Origin of the sequence: Roseibium sp. (assembly GCF_965229775.1) — a bacterium.
In the GTDB taxonomy this organism is placed as follows: Bacteria; Pseudomonadota; Alphaproteobacteria; order Rhizobiales; family Stappiaceae; genus Roseibium.
In genome coordinates this window covers 3967807-3993943 of record NZ_OZ245929.1, presented here as the reverse complement: position 1 = coordinate 3993943, position 26137 = coordinate 3967807, and the positions used below count along the sequence as shown (strand labels likewise).

Below are 26137 nucleotides of genomic sequence, written 5' to 3'. Positions count from 1 at the left end.
AACGGCAGTGTAGCTGAATGGTGGCCGGAGGCGGCCACCGAAGGCTCTACACGGCAGGGACAGCGGCAAAGCTCTCTGTTTTAACCAAATGCCCCGCGAACGCTGCGGTTTGCCTCTGAAACCGCTTGTCAAAGGCCTCTGTCAGGCCTTCGTCACCCGCTTCATTGCCAGGCCACGCGAGGCGACCGCATTGCGTGTGTCCACGATCGGAATGTCGAGCGCCACCAGTTGCCCGTAATCAATCGCATCATGGTCGGTTGAAATCAGGACCGCGTCATAGGTGTCGGACGAGACATCTTCCATCCGAACGGAGGTTCTGTCCAGAAGATGCGGAAACTCCCGCATCCGGGGAATTTGCGCGACATGGGGATCCAGAAAATCCACCTGGGCACCGCTTTTCAGCAAGATATCCATCAGCGTGACCGAAGGGCTTTCGCGCATGTCGGGAACGTTCTTCTTGTAGCTGATCCCGACCAAAAGGATCCTGGACGTGGACAAGCCCTTGCCACAATGCAGATCAAGCACTTCCCGCAATTTGGAAATGACGAAGTTGGGCATGGTTACGTTGATTTCACCGGCCAGTTCAATGAAACGCGTGGCGTGGCCGAACTCGCGGGCTTTCCAGGTCAGGTAAAACGGGTCGATCGGGATGCAGTGACCGCCCAGACCCGGCCCCGGGTAAAAGGGCATGAATCCGAACGGTTTTGTCGCGGCTCCTTCTATGACATCCCACACATCGATGCCCATCGCATCGTAGATGACCTTAAGCTCATTGACGAGTGCAATGTTGACGGAGCGGAAAATGTTTTCCGTGATCTTGACCGCTTCTGCGGTCTTCGCCGAAGAAACCGGTACAACCTTGTCAACAACATTCCCGTAAAATGCTGCGGCGAGCGTTCTTGATGCCTCGGAGTCCGCTCCGACTATCTTGGGAATGGAATGAGTCCGGTAGGTCTCGTTGCCCGGGTCCTCGCGTTCCGGGCTGAAGGCGACCCAGAAATCGCTGTCCGGATTGTGCCCACGTGAGGCAAGTATGGGCGTCAGGACCTCTTCTGTCGTTCCCGGAAACGTCGTGGATTCCAGAACCACCAGGGTGCCGTCGCGCATATGCTCCGCGATCGTCCGCGCCGTCTGTTCCACGTATGTCAGGTCGGGTTCACGGTGCTTCGTCAAAGGCGTCGGGACACATATGACAATGACGTCGCACTCCGACAGACCGGAGAAATCTGGGGTCCACGTGACGTTGCCATTGTCGCGTACGCTTTTGAGCATGTCGTGCGAGACGGCTGCAATATAGCTCTCGCCGGCGTTCAGCTTGTGCGGTTTGCTCTCATCGATATCGAAGCCGGACACGGCGTAACCGCGAATGGCTGTTGTTACGGCCAGCGGCAGTCCGACATAGCCGAGGCCGATCACGCCAACTCGCGCACTTTTGTCGAGGATCCTGTCAAGCAAACCGGAATGCTTCGGGGTCTCAGATTTCATTTTTCGGCGTCGTCCGTCCTGGAAATCACTTGGTCAGGTCTTGCGACCGACCCGCCGTTCCCTCTTATCCGATTTTAAGCGCCATGCATCAAAAAACCGAGACGTGCCGCGACCTGGCCACCAGGAAGAGCCCGTTCGGCGCGCGGTGCAGCTTTCCGGCAGGGGCCGGTCTCAAGGCGCGCACTTCGTTGCGGAGGCGCGCACCAAACGTTGTTTCGCTGCTGGAGAATGTCCTGGTGCAAGAGCGGCCCGGCACGCCGGGCCGCTCTCGTTAATCCGGAAACTAGGTTTCGATCGCCGGGAAGTACTGCGACAGCATCGGCACGACGCCGTCAAGGAAGGTCTGCAGGCGATCGTCGGCCCGCTCCACGTCTTCGCCCGGTGCAATCGGCGTGACAACGCGAACCAACCCACCGTCTGAACGGCCTTCCGCGAACGTGTCCCACATGGACACGAATTTCGCTTCGAAGTCATTGGTGATCTGGCGGCCACGCTGCTCAAACCAGAAATAGACGAGCTGGCGCTGAAGGCCAAGCTGAATGACAGCCCGGTTGACCTTCATGGTTTTCATGTTGTCTCCAGCTCCGATATTGATTGTTTTCTGTTCCCACTTGGAGACTTCCCAGCCGCCTCCGGGCAGGCAGATCTCCGGTGAGTGAATGCCGGACCCTTCGGTCTGTGATTTGTAAAACGTCATCAGAAGATTGACGTCCGAGTCTTCATTCCGGTAGTCGGCGAGAAGATACTCGTCCGCGCCCAAGACCCGTTCAATATTCCGGTCAAGGATCGTCGCCCTGCCCTGCCAGTTCTCCACATGCATCGGAAAGATCCCCAGGGGAAGACGCTCGATGGAGGCCGGTGCGGGCGACGGCGTCAGCTGCCATGCAAGGCCGGCAAACAGCGCCACGATCGACGCTGCGATAAAGGCCTTGCCAGCCTTCACCGCAGGAAACTTCTTCAGCGGGCCTAGCACGCCTTCATAGTCCATCCCAATGATGTATTTCGGACGTGCGCGACCAAAGGAGAAGAACCGCGAAAGCACCCAAGCAATGAGGTAGAGGATCACGGTGCAGGAGATGAAAATCACCCAGCCTTCAAAGTAGTGAATGAACCCTTCCGCATGCTCGATCCCGAAGTGATTGACGAGCACCCCGATCATGCCGACCCGAAACGAGTTCATCAAAATCGTGACAGGAATTGTGGCCAGGAAGATAAGGACGCGATGCCAGTTGGGACCGTTGTAAAGCACCGCCATCAGCCAGCCGAAGCTAAACAGCGGGAACAGGTAACGCAGGCCGCTGCAGGCCTCTGCCACAAGGAGCTTGTATTCACCGAGGTCGATAACCGTGCCGTCGAGCAGCACGGGAATGCCCATCAACTGGATGACACCAACGCCGATCTCGGCGGAAAGCGCCTGAAGATGCGTTGAAATCTTGAGATAGATGAATGACGGCAACGGAAGCATGAAAATCAGATGGAGCCATCCCGGCCAGAACCTGAATCCTTCTCGTGTACCGGCGAGCAGCAAGATGAAGGCTCCAACGTAAAGAATGAAGCCGTATGTGATGATATCCGGTATCTCAACGAGATTGCCAATCAGGCCGACAAACAGAGCAAGCACAAAAACCGCGATGCCAACCGCTCGGCTGCCGTGATCTGGCTTCACCGGGTGACGATGAATTTCCAGCAGCGTCATGTAGAGGGTGATCAGCGGAACAAGCGGTCCGTAACTGTATTCCGGGCGCGACCAGGCGGCCCCCAGAGATATCAATCCGTCCCAGTAGAACGCCGCCGCGCCCACGGACGCGACGATGATCCAGGGTATGGCGCGCATCACCAACGATGAATAGTCATTGGCTAAACCGGCACTATTGCTACGAATATCGGCAGTCATGAATGTTTCCGTTCAAAATCGATGCCTTAGCGGCGTTTGAACCGCCCTCAAATTATAGGCTCTTAAATCTCATATCCCAGCCCACTTTGTAACTAAATTATTGGTGAATATGCGGGGATCATGCAAATTTTACTAAAAAATTTGACGAATTAATCTTAATTTGCAAAGCAGCTGCGGTTGGGTCAGGTTCCGTTTGACCTCGCGATCACATTCGCCCTATATCAGCCATGTTTTTTTTAAATTTCGTGTTGAGGAGTTGGATCGTTGGCTGAAGCGAACAGCAAACCGCAACCTGTGGCCGGCAAGGTCCTAATTATAGTTGAAAACCTGCCTGTGCCTTTCGACCGCCGTGTTTGGCAGGAAGCGACCGCGCTGCGTCAGGCAGGATACGAGGTATCGGTGATCTGCCCGACGGGGAAGAAACACACGTCACTTGAAGAGACGCTGGACGGTATTCACATTTACCGGCACAACCTGCCCCTGGAGGCAACGGGAGCGCTCGGATACCTGGCGGAATATTCCGCTGCACTTTTCCATGAAATGCGGCTGTCCATCAAGGTTTTGCGGAGACATGGATTCGATGTGATCCACGCCTGCAATCCGCCGGACCTTATTTTCATTATCGCCCTGTTTTACAAGCTCTTTTTCGGCAAGAAATTCCTGTTCGACCAGCACGACATCAATCCGGAGCTTTATGAGGTCAAATTCGGGAAGAAAGGCTTCTTTCACCGCCTGTTGACATTTTTTGAAAAGTGCACTTTCAAGCTTGCAGATGGCAGCCTGGCAACCAACGAAACCCTGAAAGACCGGGCCATCCATACCGGCAAGATGCCGGCTGACAAAGTCTGGGTCGTCAGAAGCTTCCCGGATATTGAACGTTTCAAAAGAACCGAACCGGACGAAGCTGCAAAACGCGGACGCAAGTTTCTGGCGGGCTATGTCGGGATCATGGCCGAGCAGGACGGTGTGGAGTATCTGGTCAAGGCGATGAACCATATTGTCAACGTCGAAGGGCGCGACGATATCGGCTGCGTCATCATCGGCGACGGTCCTGACTATGACAGACTGCGAGAAATGTCTCAGGAGTTGAACCTCACCGACCACGTTGAGTTTACCGGCTATATGAGCGGCGCGCCGCTGCTTGAAAAACTATCGGCATGCGACATAGGCGTGATCCCCGATCCGCCGAATGTCTGCAATGACAAACTGTCGATGAACAAGGTTTTTGAATACATGGCGCTCGGCATGCCGTTCGTTCAGTTCGATCTGTAGCAGGCAAAAATCGACGCCGGAGACGCCGCTCACATTGTGCCGGAATGCACGCCTGAGAGCCTGGCGAAGGGCATGATGGATCTTCTGGCCAATCCGGACCGCCGCGCACAGATGGCCGCCTATGCGACTGACAGGGCCCAACGGGAATTTCATTGGGACATAGAAAAACACTCGATGCTAGATGCGTATCGCACGCTTCTGCAGCCGAAGGCGCCTGAGAAAATCGAGAATTCTCTGAGCGTATCTCAATGATCGGGTAATTGCCCCGGCTTCCCGCCTGACCGGTGGCCCAAACTTAGCGGCTACCGGTCAACGGCCAGCAGATCTGCAATAGCCGTCGTGTAAGTCTGAACGACGCTGCTCCTCTGGAACCGTGCGAGTTTTCCGCTCTACTGCCAATCCGCCAGCTCCTGCTTCATTGATCGCTGGTCAACGATCATCTTTTCCATCGCGCTTTCAATTGATCCGAAATCATTTGCAGAAGCTCCAAGCGCAAAGGACGCTTCATCGAAGAACCCGTCGATTGCCCAGTCTTTCGGGAAGACCACAGGGCAGCCTGCCAGAAGTGCCTCAAGAAAGACCATTCCGAACGTCTCGCGCTTCGAAACCATTGCAAACCCGCATGCTGCATTGAGCATTGTTTGAACGTCACGATGTGCGATCGGTCCCTTGCGCACAAATGATGTCGCCCCGTTTTTCGCAATCAGGCCGTCAATCGCCTGCTCGTCCGGCTCCGGTCCGCCGCCGTAAAGATGAAAGGCAAAGCCTTCATGACGGCCTTGCAGCGCAGCACTCGCCTCCACCAGCGCAGCCGCGTTCTTGTTGCGATAATCCTTAAGGTGAAAAACCGACGTCAAAACTGGCTCGGCAACTTGCGGAGCGATGATCCGGTCCTCTGGTGACGTGCACGGCAATATGATTGTCGGGCCGCTTCGCACCCCAAGAGCACCATCGCACACACGCTGCCCCATTACGGAAAACGGAAAGACAATTGCCGCCCCCTGATAGATGCGTCGATAGGTGCTTCGAAGATCCGGACGAAACTTCAGGATCTTGCGGTCGGTGTTCACCTGCACGGAAAGCGCATAGGGACACCCGAAATACGAACTCAGCTTTTCCGCAATCAGGCCCTCAAGCGTGAGCTTGTGGCCATGTATGAGATCCGGCTTTATACCCTTGCTGCTTATGTCCGCAGCAATGCGCTCTGAAAGGTGCAAAAGGGCGGCTTCCATGAAAAGCCCAGCCTTGAGTCCGTCGTAGCGGACAGCGGTCAAGCCGTCTTGCTCCGGCTCGAACCGTATGTCGAACCGCGGACGCACCGGATGCCGCGCCAGTTTCGTGACAACGTCCGATGCAGGTGGCGAGACCCTGTTGATGCTGTAGACGACTTGAACAAACTCATCGCGCGTGGCGTCGATCAGACTGCTCACCGCCTTTGTCTTGCCGGGTTGGACAGTGTCCGGGTAATCGCCCGAAATATTTACAATCACATCAGCCATTTCAAACGCGGTCCTTATCCTTGCTTTTTTGGCATGGCTTTCTTCGAGCCCGGCTTGAGGCGTTTCAGACCCTTTCTGGCCTTCTCCAGTGCGTTAGAAACTGGCGTTGAGATCTGGTCTTGCGCGTCGCGAATGCGCTTTCCGGCAATCAGTGGATCCAGCTCATTCTGCCGAATGGCATTGACCAACTCCCTTTCCAAGTCGTCACCTGTGACCTCGACACGATGCGTCAGCGGCCAGTAGTGGCGGACGTGATGAAAATCGACTCCAACCGTCGGTGCAAGTCCCGTTCTTGCAGCCAGTTTCTTTGCTTCGTGTCCAGGCGCGACGCCGTCTGATTTCCTGTTCCAGACTTCAATTCCGTCCAGATAGGGAATAAACGCATCGTCAAACTTTTCGTAGGCATTGCGCCGAATTGGATGCGCAAAGACCGACACGCCGTCCAGATCTTTCACGCTGGCGATCGTTTCAATGACGGGCCTATGTTCCGCCAGAAACCGGTCGAGCCCCCAGGTCAGAATGTGAATATCGTTTTCAGGCGAGGAATACTCAATGCCGGGCACGAGCGTGCACTTGCTGTTGGAGGCATCAGCGCATGCGTCCCGGTACTCTCCGAAACGCTGAGGGTCGAAGCCTGTGTCATGTTCGCTCATCATAACCGCGTCGACACCCCTGGCCCCGAAGAAATCAGCGATCTGGGAAAGCGTCCAGCGGCCGTCATATGACCATACCGAATGTGCGTGAAGAACGACGTTAAGGGATTTCTTCACCGCTTGCGCCTCCGAATACCCTTCGACACCGTCGCAGCTGCGTCTCGCAGAAAAAACAACGGAAAGGCTGCATCGTAGTTGTAGAATCCGGAAGGCGATCGCGGTGCAAAAACGCCTGCGATCGAGCGCAGCAGGTTCGGCCACCTTTCGGCGTGAAACCTGCTTTTCGGACCCTTGACGACAAAAAGCAGATGCATCAGTTCACGGCCCAAGTGACGGACGAACCTGGGCCCGCCCTCCGGCTGAAACGTGCTCGGGCAAAATTCCGGATCCAGTGCCTGTTCAACCGCCCAGCCGGCGTAGTCGTATCCCGAACGTCGCGAAAGTGCCGTTGACCCCCACATGCGCCCGTTCAGTTCAACAAACCAGCTGGTTCCCTCGTCATCCGTCAACAGTTCCACCATGAACGGCCCCTGCCAATCGATTGACGTAATGAAGGTTGTGACCTTTTCAACAAGCTCCGGTGAAGGCTCGATCGCACAGCAGGCGCTTGCGCCGGAACCATGCGGATTCATCATGCGAACGCGGCGGTGGCCAAACACATGCGTGACACGCTCCTTGGAGGCGAAACCGAACACCCCCTCGCCTGTGCCGTGAATGAGCGGCTGAACGAGCACCGGGAAGGAGAAAGCCCTTTCCTCCGGCAGGGTTTCAAGATCGGATTCATCGAAAACGTAAACGGTATCACCCTTCTTGAGCTTTCCCGTTTCGTCCATTGCAATTGCAAGAGCCGGTTTCACGATTGCCGGGAATTGGCTGGCTTTGAAAATTTCCTCCCTGTTGTGCGCCACGATCGTCGGGGGCACGTCAAGTCCGGCCGCTCTCGCCTTTTCGATCTGCAACGCCTTGTCCAGCGCAATATCCCTTTGCGCGCCTTGCGCATTGGCCAACGCAGGCCGCCTTTCTTTTTGAGCAAACCCAGACAGAGCCTCGTTTGCAAGCCAGAGGCTGGTATCATCGAGAGCGAGCACAATGTCTATGTCAGTCCGGCTTCGAAGCGCATCAGCAAGATCGGATACCGCCTTTCCCGCATTTTCCTCAGGAGGCGTAATGTACAGCGGTGGACCGGAAGCCAGGTGTTTCGAAAGTGGGGTTTCAGCCCCCTTCTTTTGAAAAACCTGGACTTTGTAGCCCTTGTGATACAACCCGAAGAACACTTCCGGTGCGGCCAAAGCATCGGCAAAACCCATGAGGACCGTCTTTGAGGGTGTTGGTGTTGTCATGCTCTAGATGATCTGCTTTTTGAGTTTGCCGAGATAGCGGCGCACGCGACTGGCGGCTGGCTCTTGACCATCCAGAAAATCCGCGACCTGCAGTTCGGTGGTGTCGGCCCTTACGGACCAACGAGGGATGGGAAATGGACACCCTTGAAAAGACCCGCCGTCGCTTGAATACACGCGCTCGTACCCTGCCGACCTGAGCTGGCGAAGTGTCCTCTTGCCATACATTCCAAAAGGTATTGCCGCTTCGGATATCTGTTGCCCGATACTGTCTTCCAACAGCGCTTTTGCGTCCCATAATTCCTTTCTCGCCTGGCCCTCGTCCAAGTGTTTCCAGCTGACGTGATCATATCCGTGAGATCCGATCTTGTGTCCAAGGCTCAGGAGCTCTTGCAGCTGATCCTTGCCGAGGGCGCCGGGCTCGTTCAGTCGCCCGGCAAGCGGGAAGAATGTCGCCGTCAAAGCGCGCTCTTGCAGTCCCTTGGCACCCGTTTCCAAGTCGGACAGATTGCCATCATCGAATGTGATCAGCACTCTGTCCCTGACGGGCGCAACGAGGTCGAGGAACGCACTGTATTGCTGTTCGCTGATCCAGTAGTGCTCCTCCCCTTCTTCCAGTGGACGCTTCGGAGTTCCGATTCCATGAAAATTGATGATGCGGAGTTTGCTGTTTTGCATGTTACTTAAAACCCGGACGCTTCAGGAAGCGCTTCAATATCGCTCAAACTATTCTGTTCTGATCGGCTTTGCACAAATCGTCCGTGTTGATTGTTAGTGCATGATCGATTTGTGGTCCAATGGAATGAAGCTTTCCACGCCGACGGGCGACCGACCCTTGCCTCAACTGGCGGAGATCGGGCTTTGCCCGCACCAACTAGTGCACAATCTGCAGCCTTGCAGTCAACGCTCTCGGCGTGCCCATCCTCATCAAGGTAAACTCGGCAAGGACGAGGCTCGATGAGTGCGTAATCCGTGGGGACGGAAGGCGATCCACGCACCGCCTTCCGATCAGACGATTGGCGACGGCACCCAATGCTGGAAGAAACAGACACCCGATGACGCAGATGAATAACCCGCTGCGAGAAGTGTGCTCATCTCGCAGCGGGCCATTGGTCTCAGGATCAAGAATTGCAGCGCCTGATTTTATGCGTTCTGGCTCTAGGTGAATGCTGTAACCGGATCAGTGTTTCCCTGTGGGGACGACACCCTTGCGATCACTCTATCCGCCAGGCACCCAGCTTTAGAAAATCAGATCTTCGATCTGGAACTGTGCGGTACTCGGCAGGTCGCCGTTCGCCAGAACCGTTCCATCGTCAGTGACAATCGTCGCTTCCGCGCTGACCAGGAACAGGGCTTCGTTTTTGTAGCGTGTCGTTTCGATGGCATTGAAAATCATATCATCGATTTCCACCGTGCCGATGAACTCTGCCGTGCTGAAAGACGCCGAGTCATCGAAGATGACGGTGTCATCCGCATCCGCGCTAATGCGCAGATAACCTGTCTCTGACCCGTTTTCACTCAGGTGCTGGAGCCTCAGTGTGTCCGCCTGATTGTTCTTGATATCGATTTCCTCGATGTTCCGGTGATAACCGGCAAAGGACGCAAAATCCAACACCTCATCTGTGGTCTCGAATTGAAGGATGTCGTAACCACTGCCACCGTCGACGCGAAGGTCATCCATGTCGGCAACAAGGATGTCGTTGCCCTTTCCTCCGATTAGTTTATCGGCCCCGTCTCCGCCGACGAGAAGATCATCGCCATCATATCCAGCGAGAATATCATCTCCGCCGCCACCGGCAAAAGCGTTCGCGTCATTATCGCCGCTGATCCTGTTGCCTTGCGCATCGCCGACAACATCAAATTTCGGTCCTGTATCTCCGGTATCACCCGTGTCGCCGGTATCACCCGTGTCGCCGGTATCACCAGTATCACCAGTATCACCAGTATCGCCGGTGTCGCCAGTGTCGCCCGTATCGCCGGTATCTCCAGTGCCACCGTCATCGGTCGCCGGCTCATCGTCTCCGACCGGGTCAACCGGGTCAACGGGCGTGACCGGATCTTCGTCCGGGTTATCGATCCGGTGGACAATTTCGTCCTGGGTCATGTCATAGGCGAGGAAGGAAACATCCGACAGCACGCCCTCAAAGTGATCCCGTCCAAACCGATCACCAAGGTAAAGCGCCGGAGACGTGCCGTCCTGCAACGCGCCCTCGAGGCCTGAAATCTGTTGGACAATCTCACCGTCAACGTAGAGCGTAAGCAACCCTTTCTCGCTGGAGAATGTCAGCGACACGGAGTGCCAGCCGTCGTCATTGATCTGTGGCAGCGGCGCTTTCAGCCATTGTGTCCCCTGATCCGTTCCCACGGCAATCGGCATATCGGTTTCACCGATGAAAACTGCAAAAGAGCCAGGGAAGTCAATCAGCCTGCCGGTCGCAGAGGCATCATCCTTCTTGAAATCGAAGGAAAGCGTGTAGCTATCATTGTTTGAAAAGTCGGGAGTCGTATCAACTCGAACGGTATCGTCGTTCAAACGCAGCGCGGCGCGGTCATCAATTTCGACAACTTTTACTCCCTCGCCCGCCAAGACCGAGTTTGCGAGATCGCTGCTGTCAGTCACACCATTGCTCAGATCAAGATCAAACAAGTTTGGAGACTCGACTGAGATGGTTTTCTGAAGTTCCAGTGTGCGCCCATCCTCGAGCGTGACCAAAACACTGACCTCGTGCGTCCCGCCTTCGGTAAAGCGGTGATCAACTTGCACACCGGATTTCGTCGTCCCATCCGGAAAGGTCCAGACAACATCGAGATTGTCCTGATCGAGCTGGCCGGCCTCGGAATATACGTGGCTGGCGTCGAAGGAAACAAGCAAGGCATCGCGGCCACTGTTGTCTTCCGCGGCGACAAAGCCTGCAACGCCGTCGGGCGTTGTGTCGAAAAGAGTGAGTTCCGCACCGTAGCCGTCGACGATCGAACCAGGGACCGCCTTCAACTCTGAAAGCAGCGCAAGCGGGTCGAGAGCGTTCACAAACAAATCGCCCACGTAGTTGGGTTGCGCGTCGTCATGTTTTTGAACGTAGACGTTGTCGCCAATCATTTGATTGTCGTTGTCCATTGCTATGTCGCTGGACAAAATGTTGCCTTCGATGATCGCACCTTCGGTTCCGAACTTGAGAACAATGGTCGGACCTTCCTGCTCGTCACCCGTGCTTTGCAGCAGTGTGTTGTTCAAAATGGAGAGGTCTTCAACGCCCTCCATCCGAATGCCCTGCATGTCGCCATTGAAAATCACGTTGTTTTCAATCAGGACTTGCTTGAACTGAGGTCCCTCGGTGTTCGCATTGTTGTCGAGGTAGATGCCCAGAAGTGCTGCGCCTTCACCCTGTTCAAAGAAGTTGTCGCGAATGACAATGTTGTCGCTGTCAAACGTTTGGTCCGAGCTGATCCAAAAATGGACGTGGTCCCCATGATCGCCTGCGCCACCCAAGTTCCACGGCGTCGAACTGTGGAAGTGGTTACCTTGCAACAACACATCCGTTACTTGACCGCCGTGAATCGGCGTTGTGCGGAGGCTGTGAATCTCCGAATCCAGCAGCGTAAAGTCAGAGACCTCCGCAAGCAGGATGCCTTTGTGAAACTCCGAAATTTCCATGTTGTCGAACACAATGTCATTCGACGACACGATCGAAGCGGCGCGGCCTGCAGGAAGGCCAAGAACGCTGCCAGACGGGTTTTCGGTTCCGACCGGGGAATCCGGGTCAATCCCGCTTACGGCCTCACCGCCCTCGATCGTCGAGTTTTGAAATGTGATGTTCGACGCATACTTGAGGTCGACGGCTTTCGTGAGGCTTGTCGTGTTTTCGTCAGGAACAAAATCGACAAAAACGCTATCCATCGTGATGTTTGACGAGGAATGGATCTTGACCGATGAAAAAACGGCTTGATCTGTGGGATCAGCCGATTTGATTGTTATTTCTGCATCTGGATAAATCTTGTGAAACAGAATGTCCCCGTAGTGGCCGGGTTCAAGGAGAATGGTTTCTCCACCTACCGCGTTCTCGACGGCTTCCATTAATTCACTGGCTGACGAAACTGTAATCGTGGGAGCATTTGAAAGCGTGTCATTCACCACAAGTCCAGACATGTAAAATTCCTCATGATTGCCAAGTTGAGAGGAAATTACCAAGCCGCTGTTGATATGCGGTTTAACCTTGCGAGTGATATTGAGGAAAATTTTAAGTATTTTTATTTTCTTCAGTAAGCTTCTACAATTGCGTAATATTTTTTGTCGACTTATCAAAGAAGCTGGCTCATGAGCACGAACTAAGTCAACATTTTGTCCGTCAATACATTGTTTGCTGCTCTGCACAGCTTCAGAAGTCGCAGAACTGAACGTGCTTCCGTGAGATCCTCCAAGCGGCTTTATTGCGACGTCAGTTTGAACGGGACCATCACCCCATGCAGCTTCTCGGTTCGGGCCAGAGAAAAAAGACCGGGGCATCGCGGCACTGCTTCAATGACACAGAAACGTAGACCGAGATGTGTGGATGCAAGACGCACTATTTGTGTCCGCGCATGAAAGCAAAGACCAGCCACCGAGATCCAAATCGGTGGGTCAGTCTTACTGTTCAGGAGGTTTGATGGTACGATACGGCATATAAGCTTCAGTTCGCCCGGGCGCTTAAGCGACCTCAGTTGATCGACGGGCGCGCCAGCGGAAAAACATGAGTTGCCCAACAAGCCAATTCAAATTCAACACCTATATTAGAACCATGCGGTCATGCCGATCCCGCAGTCGAACTTGATTGAACAAACATGAATACATTCGGAAAATTCAATCTGCCAATCAGTCGGCGAGCTTTTCTTGGTGCCTCTGTAAGCCTGGCGGCGCTGTCCAGCAGCACTGCCTTGTCGTCCCTTTTCGCGGCAATGCCGTCTGACGTTAGCTACGGTTTCCGGGCAGACAAGGATGAAGGCACTGAAGGAGACCTCTTTGTCGACAACGTAAATGGCTCGGATTCCAATTCCGGTACGAGCGTTGCGACAGCAAAAGCAACCGTGGCCGCAGCCCTGTCGATTGCCAAACCCGGCTCTGTTGTCAAGGTCCGCAATGTTGGAGGCATCAAGTACAGGGAACACGTGAAAATCCCGTCGGGAACGCCTGACAACAAGACCGTCTTGTCCGGGTTTGGAACGGAGAAACCTGTCATAACGGGGGCGGAGCTTCTGACCGGAGCGGTTCCATGCACCGCTGAAGATGAACGCCTGTTGGGAGAAAACTTTGCATCGATCTTCAAGGTGACCGGGCTTGCAAAGGAAGATATAGCCTCAGGCGACCCGCGGGCCGCATTTCTCTACGAGGGTGACAAGCGCCTGCTCCCGTGCATGGGCCGGCAGCCCAATCCGCAATATCCGCATACGGAAAGGGCTTCGAAGGACTGGCTGGAGGCCAACGAACTGGTCACGAGCGGGGGCGATCCAAACCTTGTGCTTGGTCATCGGCTCCCGAGTTTCACCGATCGGTTCACGCCTGAACAAATTGAAAACTGCGATATTCTCTTTCATCGTTTTCCCAACCGTGACGCGCGAACGACGGTGGCTGCATTCGATGCGGCAAGCGGCACGATCTTCCTCGCCGACCAGTCATTGACCGCTGAAACAAACAGGAACAAAAACAAGTTTATTCTTGTGAACCTGCTCCCGCAGATGCGGAAGGGTCAATGGGGATTCATCGACAAGGGAGCGACCGTCGACATTTACTTCTGGCCCTACGACCCCGCTAGCGTCAATGTAAACATCGAGTATTCCCGCCGGTCCGTTTGCATCGAAGGTCACGGTCAAAGTCACTTGGCAGTGCGCTCTATCATTTGCGAACGAACCAGCGCAGCTGGGCACCGCACCAACGGCCTCTATGCAGTCACGTTCGGCAACTCCGCCCGTCCACCATATTCGACCGATGTCACGCTGGAGAATTGCTGGATCAGGGACACGTACCGGGACGGATCAAGCTACGCCCCGATCCTGGCTCGCTATGTGAACAAATTCAAAGTGCTCAATTCGACGGTTTCCGATGCGATCAACCAGTTTGGAATTCAGTGCGCCGGACCTTTTTGGAACAAGCATGCTGGCGCTGTCGAAGGCTGCGTCATGGACCGCAACATCGTTCTCCGATCTGACCAGACCCCGATACGATTGTTCGGGCTTGAGAACTTTATCGTTTCCCGAAACCGTTTCATAGACTGCGGACAAGCTGCGCATGCCAACAAGGGCAATATCTACCAAGGAGGTCATAATGGTCTCTGGTGGCACAATTACTGGTGGGCCTGCGCCGGCTACTGGACGTTCCAGCGCTCATCAGCTCAATTCTTCGGCTTCAACTTCATCCACGGCGATACTTCGGACACGAATGGCCGCGCCGTTGAAGACCAGAACTTCGACAGGACGTCCAAGATCAAGAACTTGTCTCCTGCGACCGGCCAGGGAATAAACGGCGATTGCTATTTCCTGAACAACATACTCGTACCCTGGCGCAATGCCGCCGCCTTTTCCAACTCGCTCATTCTAGGGTCAAAAAGCGAAAACGCGATCAATTTCGCCGTGATGAACAACATCGTCAATGGAGCAAGCTTCGTCACAGAAAGGCTCATTCGCGATGGTGTCAAAACCAACGTCTACACCAACGGGAAGCCATTCGATGTAACTGACAGGGTGCTTCCGTTCAGCGATGTTTATGCGGACGTGACAAGGGGTGACATCGCCGTCAGGAAGGACAGCCGGGTTCTCCTCGCCCCTTCTACCGCGATCGATACGCTTCCAGGGAGCGATGGGCGTATTTCGCTCCAGGAGAAGTTTCCCGATTTCGACGGCTTTGGCGTCGACATTTCGGGCAAACCCATCGATCTTGCGAAGCCGCCGATCGGACCGGCACGCGACCTCACCGATCTTGAGCGTCTCGATCCGATCTGGATCGTACGGCCGGAAATCGAAGGCGCGCCGATTGTCGGAGGCACAGTCAAGGTCGACGACGGATACGTGATGGCTCTCGGCCATGCGCCTCGCTCATATCAGTGGTATCTCGCAGATGACGTGTATGACCCGCAAGACGCGTGGACACCCATCGACGGGGCAACTTCGGCAGCCTACGCACCTGCCGCGAAAGACCTGGGCAAGTATCTTGCTTGCCGCACCTCGATGATGGGCGTACACGCATCATCCCTGATGACCGCACCGGTCGCAGAGTCTTTCCCCATCGCCGAGCCGGTAAGCCTTTTGAACCCGCGTGCCGTTGATGCGCGCAAGTTTGCGGCCGGCTACTGGTTTGAAACTGACACTTTCACAGCCTCCGACAAACCTCTTCTGGTGCTTGTGTCAACTTTGAACAGTGTGCTTGGAGAACCTGCCCGCCTTTCCGTGACCATTGGGACCAAAGGCAGGGAAAACGGCACGGGCGAAAAGTTGACCATAAATCCGGAAACGGCTTTACGGACAAGAAACCAGCTTACGCTTGCAACGATCCTTGAACCGGGGACCGGCCCGCGCACGCTTCAGGTCAAAAGCGACGACAACTGGTCAAACATTCACCTCACCGTTCTCGAGGTGGATGGTCTCGACAGCGTTGCCGTTGGTCCGGTCAGCGGCGGTTCAAAACCGACACATCTTTCGCCCACGATAGAAACCAGCAAGGCCAACACGCTGGTCCTCTATGCAGTCAGCCGATACGATGGCAATGAAGACCCCATTACCTGGGATGGCGGCAAGACACTGATTGAAGAGCCAACTGGACGGGGGCATCCGTCCAACACGCTTCGGCTGGCTTATGCCTACGAATTGGCGGCCTCACCAGGCACCTATTCCAAAACCGCGTCTTGGTTGGCACCCCAAGGGGCCGCAACATCATTTGCCATTGAATTGCGAAGTGCGTGACCCAGCGAACGGGCCCTGCTCCTTTGCGGCAAATGCCCTGCAGACCTTCAGGCCTATTGAGAACATCGAGAATTGCCGGAAAAGACCGGGACCAAGACGGCCTGAAGCCGCGTCCTTGAAATATTCGTGCAGGCAAACTACGAATTCGTCACCCAAGGCAGCTTCAAGGGCTATTTCGGCTAAAACCGAAAGACTGCGGCCTGCTTTTCACCGCTCGCTCTGCCCTGAAAAAGAAGCCCTAGGGCAAATTGGAATACCGGATCCGGATCCCGTTGACTTAAGGGAGCGCATGTTTTGATTTGCGGCTCTTCGACGTGCGGCATCAAATCGAATTTGTAGTAACGCAATTTTTTGTTTGTTTGTGCATAAACGGAAAGACCATTGCTTCGTTCAATGGCAATCCCGAGACCTTCCAGCGGTAAGCAAGGATCACTAACTCAGATGGCGGCTGTCACAAAACTAGAAAATATCCAGGCCCTGAGGGCCGTCGCAGCTCTGAGCGTTGTCTTGTCCCACGCTCACAGCCGCATGGAACGTACCTACCCGTCGCTGATGCCAGAGTCGTTCATTGATGGTTTCGGGGGGCTGAGCTGGATCGGACATGCCGGAGTCGATCTGTTTTTCGTCATCAGCGGCTTCATCATGATCTACGTGCACTACGACGACTTTGGCAACCGGAACGCCCCTTTCCAGTTCATGGTGAAGCGGCTGATCCGCATTGTCCCCATTTATTGGCTGCTTACCGCGGTGGCGCTCGGGCTCTTGTTCATAGAACCAACGCTGTTTTATCACGCCCGGTCCCTGGATGTTCAGTGGATCGTCTCCTCGTTCCTGTTCTTTCCAGTCCGCTCCGAAACCGGTGTGGCGACCCCGCTCCTGGGCCCCGGCTGGACACTGAACTACGAGATGTACTTCTATCTTGTCTTCGCCTTTTGCCTGCTGTTTCCAAGGAAATTCCTGCTGCCTTTCATGCTGTTGCTTTTTGGAACAAGCATCTTGATCGGCGAATTGATCGTACGTGAGAAATTGTTCGTCATCCTGATAACGAACTGGCTTTTGCTCGAATTTTTCCTTGGATGCCTGATCGGCTACGCTCTGAAATCCGGATACAACAAACTGCCCCTGCCGGTTGCGATACTTCTGATCGTGGCCGCGTTGGCGACCCTTTTGACGTGGATTATCACAGGCGCAGACCAGGAGATAAGGGGCTTCCAGCGCTTCATGTGGTGGGGTTTGCCGGCAGCGAGCATCGTTACGGCGTTTGTGCTTTGCCCGAGACTGGTGTCTCTCAAGGTTCCGAAGTGGCTCCTTGGACTCGGGAACGCTTCTTACAGTATCTATCTCACCCATATATTCACGCTGCCGGCGCTGGCGCTGATCCAGACCCGGGTCGACCATATCGCACTTCTGCATCCGGACATCGGGATTGCCTTGATGATCACAATCAGCGCTATAGCCGGTTATGTGTTCTATCGCGTCGTTGAAAAGCCAATCACCAGCTTGCTGGCGCAACGCTACAGGTCGATCACTTCCACCAGAAAATACGGCGTTCCGGGGTGATTGAGAGATCAACACCACACTCACCTCACGCACGCTCCGCTGTCCGGTGGGCAGTTGATTGCGCACCCTTTCAAGCGACGCGCCTATGGTCTGGCGCATGGCGCCCATCATGTTTTAGGCATCAGTGTGGAGACACATCACTTGTTTCAACGTCCCAGGCTGCGCGGAAATGTTTCCCTTGCCGGTTCCAATGCCGTTCCGGCGCGAATGTCGGGCGAAACGAGAAAACTGCCCTTCCGCCGAACCGGGCATCGTCATGGAGCAAAAAAGCTAGATTTGTGTCGTCATGATCAGCTAATGACATGGTCCAGCTCTTGAGCCAAACGGCAGAAATCTGTGCCACGCAGTTTGAACAAACACCATATTCATACACCCCAAATTCATAACTCGTATCTATCATAACGCAATCGTATCAATGACTTTGGCCCGTGTGCTATTCGAGTTTATGTCCCGGAAACGCTGTCGAGTAAGGCCTGATAACTAGATCGTGCGACCAAACTGTTTCGTAGATCCAGCCACAAGCCGTTAAAGAAGAGGTTTGAACCTATGCCCCTTAGGGACTTGTTGAGCTTTCAATTCAGAAAGAAACTTCCCGCCGAGTTCGGAAACGGACGTGTGCTCGTGACCGGACGTTCAGATGTGCGCGTCTTGAAGCCGGGCTGGACGGCGTGTGCCCTGGACCTGATGCTCGTAGTCCGAAACATCGTCGAAAAGGACATGTGCGTTTGGGACGTCGGTTCCAATCTCGGCATTCTGTCTGCCATGGCTGCCAGCAAGGCAGGGCCCGGGGGCTCCGTGTTCGCTCTTGAGGCCGATCCTGAGTATGCGCGCATGATCAGCCTGACGGCGAGCAAGCTCCCCAACACTTACGCGCCGATAACCGTTCTGTGTGCCGCGATCGCCGACCAACGCGGCGTCATGACTTTCGGTGTTGCCGACAAGGGGCACGCGCGCAGCAAGCTGCTCGGCATCTCAGATGACGAAGGATTTCGAACTGCCTACCAAAAACAGGTTATCACGGTCTCCGGAGACGACCTTCTTGAATACTGGTCGCCGCCTGGATTCGTAAAAATGGATGTTGAGGGTGCTGAATTACTTGCCCTGAGAGGCAGTAAACGGCTGTTGTCAGAAGTACGGCCGGTTTTTTATCTCGAGGTTTCCCCACACAATGCGGCTGAGGTCAGCGACCTTCTCAGGTCCCATCAGTACGAGATATTCCACCTGAACGGAGACGGCAGCGAAAAACAGGTCGAAGAGTGCACTTTTTATACGATTGCAAGACCCACATAGTGCCGATTGCCGACTGACAAGCAGAAGGGCTGCGCTTTGAAAGTTGATTCAGCCCGACCGTTTCACTGAAGAATACAGCTTGAGCATTTCCTGCGCCTTGATACGCCAAAGTTGCTCCGTCAACAGTTTTTGCCGTCCTGCTTCTCCAAGTTTGCCACGCAACAACGGGTCGGCGAGGAGTTGCCTGATGGCATCGGCAAGGTCTCTCGGCATCTTCTCCGGATCGGTCAGATCAACTTTCAAGCCCGTCTCTTCATCGACAATGAAGCCCGGACCGCCGGCGTTTACGGTTATTATAGGGAGACCCCAGCGCATCGCCTCAAACAAAACGCCTCCCATGGACTCGCGGAAGCTCGGAAACACAAAAACGTCGCTCTCAAGATAGTGCTTTTCGATTTCCTCGCGCGGCAGTTTACCCAGAAACTGTACTCTGTCCGCGATCCCCAAATTCTCGGCTTCAGCCTTGCAGATCGCGACTTCCTCACCGCCTCCAATACTCGTCAGGGTCACGCCCGAAAGGTCTTTCAAGTGTCCCATGGCGCGGACAACATCGCGCAATCCTTTCGTTCTTACGGCGCGCCCGACATGCAACAGTTTCAACGAGTCTGGCACGACCTGGCGCTCAACTTGCGGCTCTATACTATCGACGCCAATTGCCAAAAATGGTTCAAAACGCTTCTTGGGAACCGTTTTCAGAACCTCGTTCATGTAAGGCGCCACGCCGAGAACGAGCTCCGCTGCTCCATAGCTCGACCTCAGCCACGGGTCATACCTGAAACGTGCCTGGTCCAGGCCGCGCAGTCGCGTGTACCAGCTGGCGGAACCGCATTCCTTCGCGAAGGCTTTCGGTGTCGGCAAAGCGCCGCCAAGCGATCCGATAATGTAGGGAATGTCGAATTTCCGGAAAATCGTCGGATACCGCGGTGCTGCCGGGAGAATCTGGTGTGCGACATCCCACGTTCTTCCCTTCGACAGCGAATTGCGAAGCCACTGTTCGGCAAACCGGGCGACGTAAAATATGTTCGGACGAAACATGGCTCGCATGCGTTCATAACGGCGTAGCCATTCCGGTTCTTCAAAGGTAACGACTTCGGCGTTCGGCAATTGCTCAGAGAGCGGCGGACCCTTGGTACATTCCAGTGCCAGGATGGTCAGGTCCGCCAGTTTCGCAAGTTCCTCGACGAGACGAAACCGGGTCAGGCTCTCTCCGACATCATGTGCATCGAGATGCGGCGCGAGGATCACTGCCCTCAGCCTCGCAGTCATATTCTGCCGCTCCACGCATTTCCCAGCGCCAAAAACACGCGTCTAAAGTGAACGGCACGTTCCTTTGCAGCGGGAGACGAGGCGAGCATGTTGCGGAGCGTCCAGAACACAGCACGTGTCGCGTTGAAAAAAGCCAAGATCAACCAACATGCGAACGCGGCAACAAGGCCACCGTGCTTCCTGTGCAGCTTGACCTTCGAATTGGTGAGAAGAATGTCACGCTTGTGATTGAGCTTTTTGACGGAACCACCACCGTGATGGGTGATTTCTCCGACTGGAGCAAACATCAATCGCCATCCTGCTTCACGCATTCGGTAACACCAGTCAGTTTCTTCGCCGAAAAAGAAAAAATGCTCATCGAGCGGGCCGATCTCGCGGATGACACTGTTGCGGACCAGCAAATAGCAACCCGAAATGACTTCCACTGACCTTTCGCTGTCTCTCTGCCAATCCGTCATCAGATACTTTCCGAACCATTTCGGCGATTTAAGCTTCCACAATCCGGACGACATGACAAAGAGATTGGTCAACGTGGGAAATTCGCTGCAGGTCAGCTGAACGGTGCCGTCCGTATTCAAGACGCGGCATCCCATTGCTCCCGCATCCGGATGTTCTTCAAGATAGTCGACGGACTTTTGCAAGACATCGCCGTGAACGATGGTGTCGGAATTCAACAGCAGGACGTAGTCCGCTTGCGCAATGAGAAAACCCTGATTGTTTGCAGCGGCAAATCCGACATTCTCCGAGTTGCGGACGAGTACGACGCTCGGGAATTCGCGCTCCACCATTTCCTGGGAGCCATCGCTGGACGCATTGTCGACAACAATGATTTCCGCATCGAGATTACCAAGATTCTGCACGACTGAACTCAAGCAGTCCCTCAACAGATCGATTGTATTCCAATTCACAACAATGATCGAAATATCCATGCCGGTTTCCATGATCTCACTAGCGCTCAATTGAAAATTCGCTAGTTGTTTTCAGTGAGATACGCATTGTGTAACATCAAAAATTGTACCAGAGGTTATCCCCCGGTTCTCCATGCATCTATCAATTGGAATGATGCTTAACAAACAATTTTTGCCGTTCCGAGTGCCGGCGGACAGGTATTCCCCGTCCCCTGCTCCTTGAAAAGTATCCGGTTGGTCATTTTTTCTGCTTACGGCAATCGCGACGCATGCTACCTGATCGCGTCCGGGAGACAATTGCGCAAAACCAGAGCCATTACAACTCAGCGTAGGGCGCCTTTGTTCCGCTTTTTGGGCCTATTGAGCGGAAACCGCCACATCGCCAGTTTTTGAACCCGACCGCACGAATAACGCACGGACAATTTATGTTTCAGCACACGTGCCAGCCTAGACACGTTCAGGAAGGGTATACTATTTGTTGGTAGCATGAAGGCGGTCGGCAGAGACGACCGTGTCATGTATTCCAGGGTTGGCAACTGCAGAAAGCCCAATATACCGACGCGCAACCGTGCAAGATCCCGGATCCGCCACTTGCCGAACAGAGTCAGGGCGATGAATCCACATAGGCGACGAAAACACTCCTAATTCCGCGACTGCGTGTCACCAAGCATTTTTTCACTTATGTCATTTCCCAGACTGTCCACACCGAGAAGGACTCATTGTCCATGGCCATGAACCAAGATCGAACACTGGATGACATTGGCTCAAATCAAAGTATCGGATTATTTGCGCAACTCTTAATCATTTCCCTTTTCATTCCGGTCAAACTGAACGTTGGCTCCCTGCTTTTGACGCCATACCGGATCGTAATATTGATTGCGATTGCGCCAGTAATGATGAATTGGCTATCGGGCGCAGCCGGCAAAAAAACCAAATCCGATTACTTCATGCTGATTTACGTCATCTGGTCGATGATTGCCACGCTGCACAATCATGGATTTGTCCTCATCGAGAAGATGGCGATCTATTTTATCGAGATTGGCGGAACATACTTTATCGCAAGGACACAGATTCGAAGCGTGAAGGCAGCGAGGGATGCGTTCATGCTGTTGTGGCTTGGTGTTCTGTTTCTGTTGCCGTTCGCACTTTTTGAAAGTGTCACGAACCGAAGTCTCTTTCAGACGTTCCTGGGACCCATCGGACCCGCCAGGGTATTGGCAGATACCCGTCTTGGTTTCTTTCGGGCACAGGCCGCATTCGACCACCCGATACTACTGGGAATGTTTGCAGGGAGTATTTTGGCACCATCATACTACCTGCTCGCTCACGGCAAGTCGTTTTTCCAAAAAATCCTGAGAACTTCGATCCCACTGGTATGTGCGTTCACTTCGCTTTCATCCGGAGCGTTTGCCGGCGTCGCAATCCAGATCGGCTTGATGGGTTGGGACATGGTCGTCAAGGCGAAAAACCGCTGGAAAATTCTAGCAGCCCTGGCGGCTACGGCCTATGTGGCGGTCGACTTGCTTTCCACACGAACGCCTTATGCCGTCCTGATCAGCTATCTCAGTTTCAGCTCCGGATCCGCCTACAATCGAATACTCATCTGGCGCTTTTCGCAAGATGACCTCTTCAGGAACCCAATCTTCGGTATCGGCTTCAATGAATGGGACCGTCCGGCGTGGATGCACTCTGCAAGTACGGACAATTTTTGGCTGGTGATCGCGCTCAACTACGGAATCGTCGGTTTCCTGTTTTTCTTCTTGGCGTTCATCTTCGCAATCCGATATCTCATCCAGCAAGACTTCGTTGATCCAATGGCAATCGCGTTCCGGCGAGGCTACATCATTATGCTGGTCGGACTGGGCACCGCCATCATTACCGTCCACATGTGGGGCGCGGCGATCATCGTGTTCGTGTTCTACCTCGGAATGCACGCGATCCCGGCCGAAGAGGGCAACGCAGCGATGCAGTCCAATGTCCAGGTCAAGCCCGAAAAGCGCAGGCTGCCATACACGCGAGGACCACGGTCGGCACACAGACTTCAAAGACAAAGCGGAGACCAAAGCCTCTCCTGACGCTCCTTTGCGCGACAAGGAGCCAGCAGCAGCCCTGTTTTCGGATGCTTGCGCACTGGACATGATCTGCCCGCTGGAACGGTTGACCACGCCCGCGTTGCCTCTTTTCGGGCGCCGTTTCAAGCCGGATCTGTCGTTGGCACGTCGCTCTGCAAAGTTCTAATGCGGATGACTATGGAAGCTTCCAAAGACGGCGTCGCAGGATCCGCTGCATCGTTCCCAACGTGGAACGAACCTTGGTGCGAAACGGCAAGTCAAGCCAAAGTGTGAACAGGTCCAGATCCTTGAAATTCGCGATCGGCATACACAAAACGCGATGCATCTGTCTGCGGCCCCACACGGCGGCCTTCTTTCTCAACAATCCAGCCTGGGATTTCTCAAGCTTCCAGACTTCAGCTGAAGACGCCGTCAGATAACCGTGTTCGATTGCACCTTCTATTATTTCCTTGCCCAGCTTGGTTCGCGCGACGACCAGCGAGAAACCCGGATTTTCACCATCCGGTTCCTCGTACCATGGATCTCCGCAGGAAATGTCGGCCAGCTCACCCGACCCATCCGGCCACTGGTGGACGGCCCAGGGCCGATACTGTTGCAGATAAGCCCAGGTTTTGTCGTAGATCCAATGCTGTTTTGGCTCTTCGGAGGCGTTCTGCGTCACGAAATACCCTGGCCATCCATGACCGCGATAGCGCAGACTTGTCAGCGTGTCGGCCACCACACCCAGTTTTTCCAGAAGGGATCTCGTCGCCTTGGTCGGCGGTGTCTCCGCACAAAAGAACGAAAGCGTCACACCTACATTTTTTTCCAGAGCGGGCCGAAGCGTCATTGCATTTCGTGTTGCCGCGATTTCAACCGGTTTACCGATGACAACGCACGGCCCCGAAGCTTGCTCCACCAAGTCCAGCCCGTCGCAGACCGAGGCCGGAGAGTACCTGGAACCCAGGACTTCAAGAAGATCTTCGCGGGAACGCGACAGCCTGGTTTTGTTTCGAATTGGATCATCCCGATTTTCGCCGGAATGCAACACCCCGGGCATTTCCAACACCTCAAGGCAATATTGTGCGATCGCGGTCAGTGCGCCACCGGAACTGGCCTTGTACCGGGTTTCATTGTCGCTGGCGTACCCCTCCCAGATCCCTGTTATCGCCCCCCAGGCCATCTCGGTCTTGGCGTCCACGACAGGCTGGTAGTCGTTTCTCCTCGTGAGCATTCCGAAGTCGGTGGAGACAGTCGGACAGGCCGACATCGCTTCCTTTACCGAAGCCGGACTCACATTGTCGGAAAACCTGGGACGCACTCCAAGATCATCGATATCGATCATCGAGACCGCGTCCCTGGAACAAAGATAGGAGCACAGACCGCAGCCCAGACACAGCCGCGGATCGGTGAGGCGCTTGATATCAGTCTCTAAACTCATTAACCGTCAATCGCTAACTGGAATTCGTTGTCAATGGTAGTTACGCTGGTCGCGTGCCGCCGATCAAGTGCTTCCCCTGCCAGATAAGCATTCCTCGCCCGCCACTGCGACCGTTTGCAAATTTGCCGCCTTGGCAACGCAGATCAAGGCAATCGTGTGCTTGATCCAGTTTCGTGTCTAGAACGGCATTCACCAGAACCGGCGTCCGAACTCAGTACCGTCTCACACAAACGCCTGAACCGAAATCCGATGCAGCGCGCTCTCAAAACCTCGCGTGGGCGCTCACCGCCTGCCGCGTGGGGCGCGATGCAGCAACTGCCGGGTTTCTAGGAGCCAAGCTTGGCGTTCTTCATCACTTCCCGCAAATAGTCCTTGTAGTGTAAGAGCTTACGCTCTGCTTCCTGAAACGCGTTGTCAACATCCGCTTTCAGTTCCTGCCGTCGCGCGAATGCGTCGGTAACGACCTCGATAATCTCTTCCGTCGATTGCGTTTTGCAATCCGCAAGATGGTCATAACCAAGCGTGCCGAACAAACCCGCAAACTTCCGGCTGTAGGCCATGGACAGCACGGGAACGCCGGAAGAAAAAGCTGCGATGCACGCATGCATGCGGGCGCCTGCGAAAAAATCCATGGTCGCGATATACGTTTTTGCAGCCGACGGATTTTCAAACCGTGGCGCGAGCACCGCCGAAGGATACTTCTCGGCAAGCCTTTCCGCGACCCGGTAGTCATCCTCGACCTCGTGGTTGCGCGAATTGACGTGGCCCAGGAGATGTAACTCCACGCCAGGTTGCTTGGTGAAATACTCGCAAAGTGCGTGAATAACCGCCGCATAGTCCGCTGAGAGCGCGAACATATTGTCCTGGCTGTAGCCCCCGTTGAATAGAAGACCGGACACGTTCAGCCCGACCCTCACGTTTCCATCTTCGCGCGGCGCGGGCGTTTCATAAGGCAGTCGCATGGCCACATCAGTGGACTCAATCAATCGGTCTGCCAACCCAAGCTCGCTCAGGTAGTCGCTGGAGAGCCGGTCGCGTGTCAGCACTTTCCGGGCACCACGCATCGCAACAGTTGCCAGAAGCCTGGTCCACCATCTTTGAAACGGACCTATGGTCTGGGGACTGAGAATGAGCGGGCGCCGGGAGGCAATAACGTTCGTCTTCGATATGATGTTGTACAAGAAGCGCTGCCGACCGTAGATGTCGGCAAAACTGTCGCCAGCGGAGATATCGAGAATCAGATCGCAACTGCGCGCCGATGACCAGAGACCCGACGGGCTCAACAAGTCCCTCGCCCGCATCGGAACGACCTGTATGTTGGGTCCGTTGATATAAGACGGTTCAGGGTCTCGCCAGCCAAGAATCTTGAACGTCAGTTTCAAATTCAGCTCAGCGGCAACCTCCTCGAGTATCACGATCTGGGAGGCCGTTAACGCCCCTATCCCCAAGTTGTCGGAATTCGTGGAATGCCACAAAAGGCCTATCGTTAGAACACTGTTGTCTGTCATCTGCGGCTAAACTTCTTCGATATCATTAAATTTCTGATTCAAATATGTTT

General features: G+C 54.6%; 17 protein-coding genes. 6 read left to right on the top strand and 11 right to left on the bottom strand.

Translation table 11 applies throughout. The features are described 5' to 3' along the window. Positions 1-141 precede the first annotated feature (141 nt). The gene (locus ACO07N_RS18040; protein ID WP_421982351.1) at positions 142-1485 is read right to left on the bottom strand and encodes a nucleotide sugar dehydrogenase; all 1344 of its coding nucleotides are present in this window, start codon (positions 1483-1485) and stop codon (positions 142-144) included. A 283-nt stretch (positions 1486-1768) separates the two neighbouring features. After that, the gene (xrtD, locus tag ACO07N_RS18035) at positions 1769-3379 is read right to left on the bottom strand and encodes a VPLPA-CTERM-specific exosortase XrtD (protein WP_421982350.1); all 1611 of its coding nucleotides are present in this window, start codon (positions 3377-3379) and stop codon (positions 1769-1771) included. A gap of 264 nt (positions 3380-3643) precedes the next feature. On the opposite strand from xrtD, the gene ACO07N_RS18030 reads away from it, so the two are divergent. Both ACO07N_RS18030 and ACO07N_RS18025 read left to right on the top strand, forming a co-directional pair. Continuing rightward, positions 3644-4651 (top strand): glycosyltransferase family 4 protein, encoded by a 1008-nt coding sequence (locus tag ACO07N_RS18030; protein ID WP_421982349.1) that lies wholly within the window; start codon positions 3644-3646, stop codon positions 4649-4651. 72 nt (positions 4652-4723) lie between these two features. Next, positions 4724-4903, top strand: a complete 180-nt coding sequence (locus ACO07N_RS18025; protein WP_421982348.1) for a glycosyltransferase — start codon at positions 4724-4726, stop codon at positions 4901-4903. 137 nt (positions 4904-5040) lie between these two features. Here ACO07N_RS18025 and ACO07N_RS18020 read toward each other — a convergent pair whose 3' ends face one another. From ACO07N_RS18020 to ACO07N_RS18000, 5 genes are all read right to left on the bottom strand, one after another. After that, positions 5041-6150: a glycosyltransferase gene (locus tag ACO07N_RS18020; RefSeq protein ID WP_421982347.1), complete on the bottom strand. Its 1110-nt coding sequence runs from the start codon at positions 6148-6150 to the stop codon at positions 5041-5043. A gap of 14 nt (positions 6151-6164) precedes the next feature. After that, entirely contained in the window at positions 6165-6920 is a 756-nt protein-coding gene (locus tag ACO07N_RS18015; protein ID WP_421982346.1) for a PHP domain-containing protein, read from the bottom strand. Continuing rightward, complete coding sequence (locus tag ACO07N_RS18010; RefSeq protein WP_421982345.1) at positions 6917-7810, bottom strand: hypothetical protein; 894 nt, start codon at positions 7808-7810, stop codon at positions 6917-6919. The genes ACO07N_RS18015 and ACO07N_RS18010 overlap by 4 nt, the downstream gene beginning before the upstream one ends. A gap of 336 nt (positions 7811-8146) precedes the next feature. Continuing rightward, positions 8147-8818 (bottom strand): polysaccharide deacetylase family protein, encoded by a 672-nt coding sequence (locus ACO07N_RS18005; protein ID WP_421982344.1) that lies wholly within the window; start codon positions 8816-8818, stop codon positions 8147-8149. A gap of 562 nt (positions 8819-9380) precedes the next feature. Next, positions 9381-12284, bottom strand: coding sequence for a LamG-like jellyroll fold domain-containing protein (locus ACO07N_RS18000; RefSeq protein WP_421982343.1), 2904 nt, complete (start codon positions 12282-12284; stop codon positions 9381-9383). A 1154-nt stretch (positions 12285-13438) separates the two neighbouring features. Here ACO07N_RS18000 and ACO07N_RS17995 point away from each other — a divergent pair. From ACO07N_RS17995 to ACO07N_RS17985, 3 genes are all read left to right on the top strand, one after another. Beyond that, a complete protein-coding gene (locus ACO07N_RS17995) occupies positions 13439-16063 on the top strand; it encodes a right-handed parallel beta-helix repeat-containing protein (RefSeq protein WP_421982342.1) in 2625 nt (874 codons plus the stop codon). A gap of 441 nt (positions 16064-16504) precedes the next feature. Continuing rightward, a complete protein-coding gene (locus tag ACO07N_RS17990; protein ID WP_421982341.1) occupies positions 16505-17623 on the top strand; it encodes an acyltransferase family protein in 1119 nt (372 codons plus the stop codon). 621 nt (positions 17624-18244) lie between these two features. Beyond that, complete coding sequence (locus ACO07N_RS17985) at positions 18245-18913, top strand: FkbM family methyltransferase (RefSeq protein WP_421982340.1); 669 nt, start codon at positions 18245-18247, stop codon at positions 18911-18913. Between the two features lie 48 nt (positions 18914-18961). Here ACO07N_RS17985 and ACO07N_RS17980 read toward each other — a convergent pair whose 3' ends face one another. Together ACO07N_RS17980 and ACO07N_RS17975 are read right to left on the bottom strand one after the other, a co-directional pair. Next, positions 18962-20179 carry a glycosyltransferase gene (locus tag ACO07N_RS17980; protein WP_421982339.1) on the bottom strand — a complete coding sequence of 406 codons (1218 nt, stop codon included), beginning with the start codon at positions 20177-20179 and terminating at the stop codon, positions 18962-18964. Further along, a complete protein-coding gene (locus tag ACO07N_RS17975; protein WP_421982338.1) occupies positions 20176-21108 on the bottom strand; it encodes a glycosyltransferase family 2 protein in 933 nt (310 codons plus the stop codon). The genes ACO07N_RS17980 and ACO07N_RS17975 overlap by 4 nt, the downstream gene beginning before the upstream one ends. Positions 21109-21812: 704 nt before the next feature. On the opposite strand from ACO07N_RS17975, the gene ACO07N_RS17970 reads away from it, so the two are divergent. Next, the gene (locus tag ACO07N_RS17970) at positions 21813-23162 is read left to right on the top strand and encodes an O-antigen ligase family protein (RefSeq protein WP_421982337.1); all 1350 of its coding nucleotides are present in this window, start codon (positions 21813-21815) and stop codon (positions 23160-23162) included. A 172-nt stretch (positions 23163-23334) separates the two neighbouring features. On the opposite strand, the gene ACO07N_RS17965 is transcribed toward ACO07N_RS17970, so the two are convergent. Further along, positions 23335-24339 carry a Coenzyme F420 hydrogenase/dehydrogenase, beta subunit C-terminal domain gene (locus tag ACO07N_RS17965; protein ID WP_421982336.1) on the bottom strand — a complete coding sequence of 335 codons (1005 nt, stop codon included), beginning with the start codon at positions 24337-24339 and terminating at the stop codon, positions 23335-23337. A gap of 566 nt (positions 24340-24905) precedes the next feature. Next, complete coding sequence (locus tag ACO07N_RS17960) at positions 24906-26087, bottom strand: polysaccharide pyruvyl transferase family protein (protein WP_421982335.1); 1182 nt, start codon at positions 26085-26087, stop codon at positions 24906-24908. Between the last annotated feature and the right edge of the window lie 50 nt (positions 26088-26137).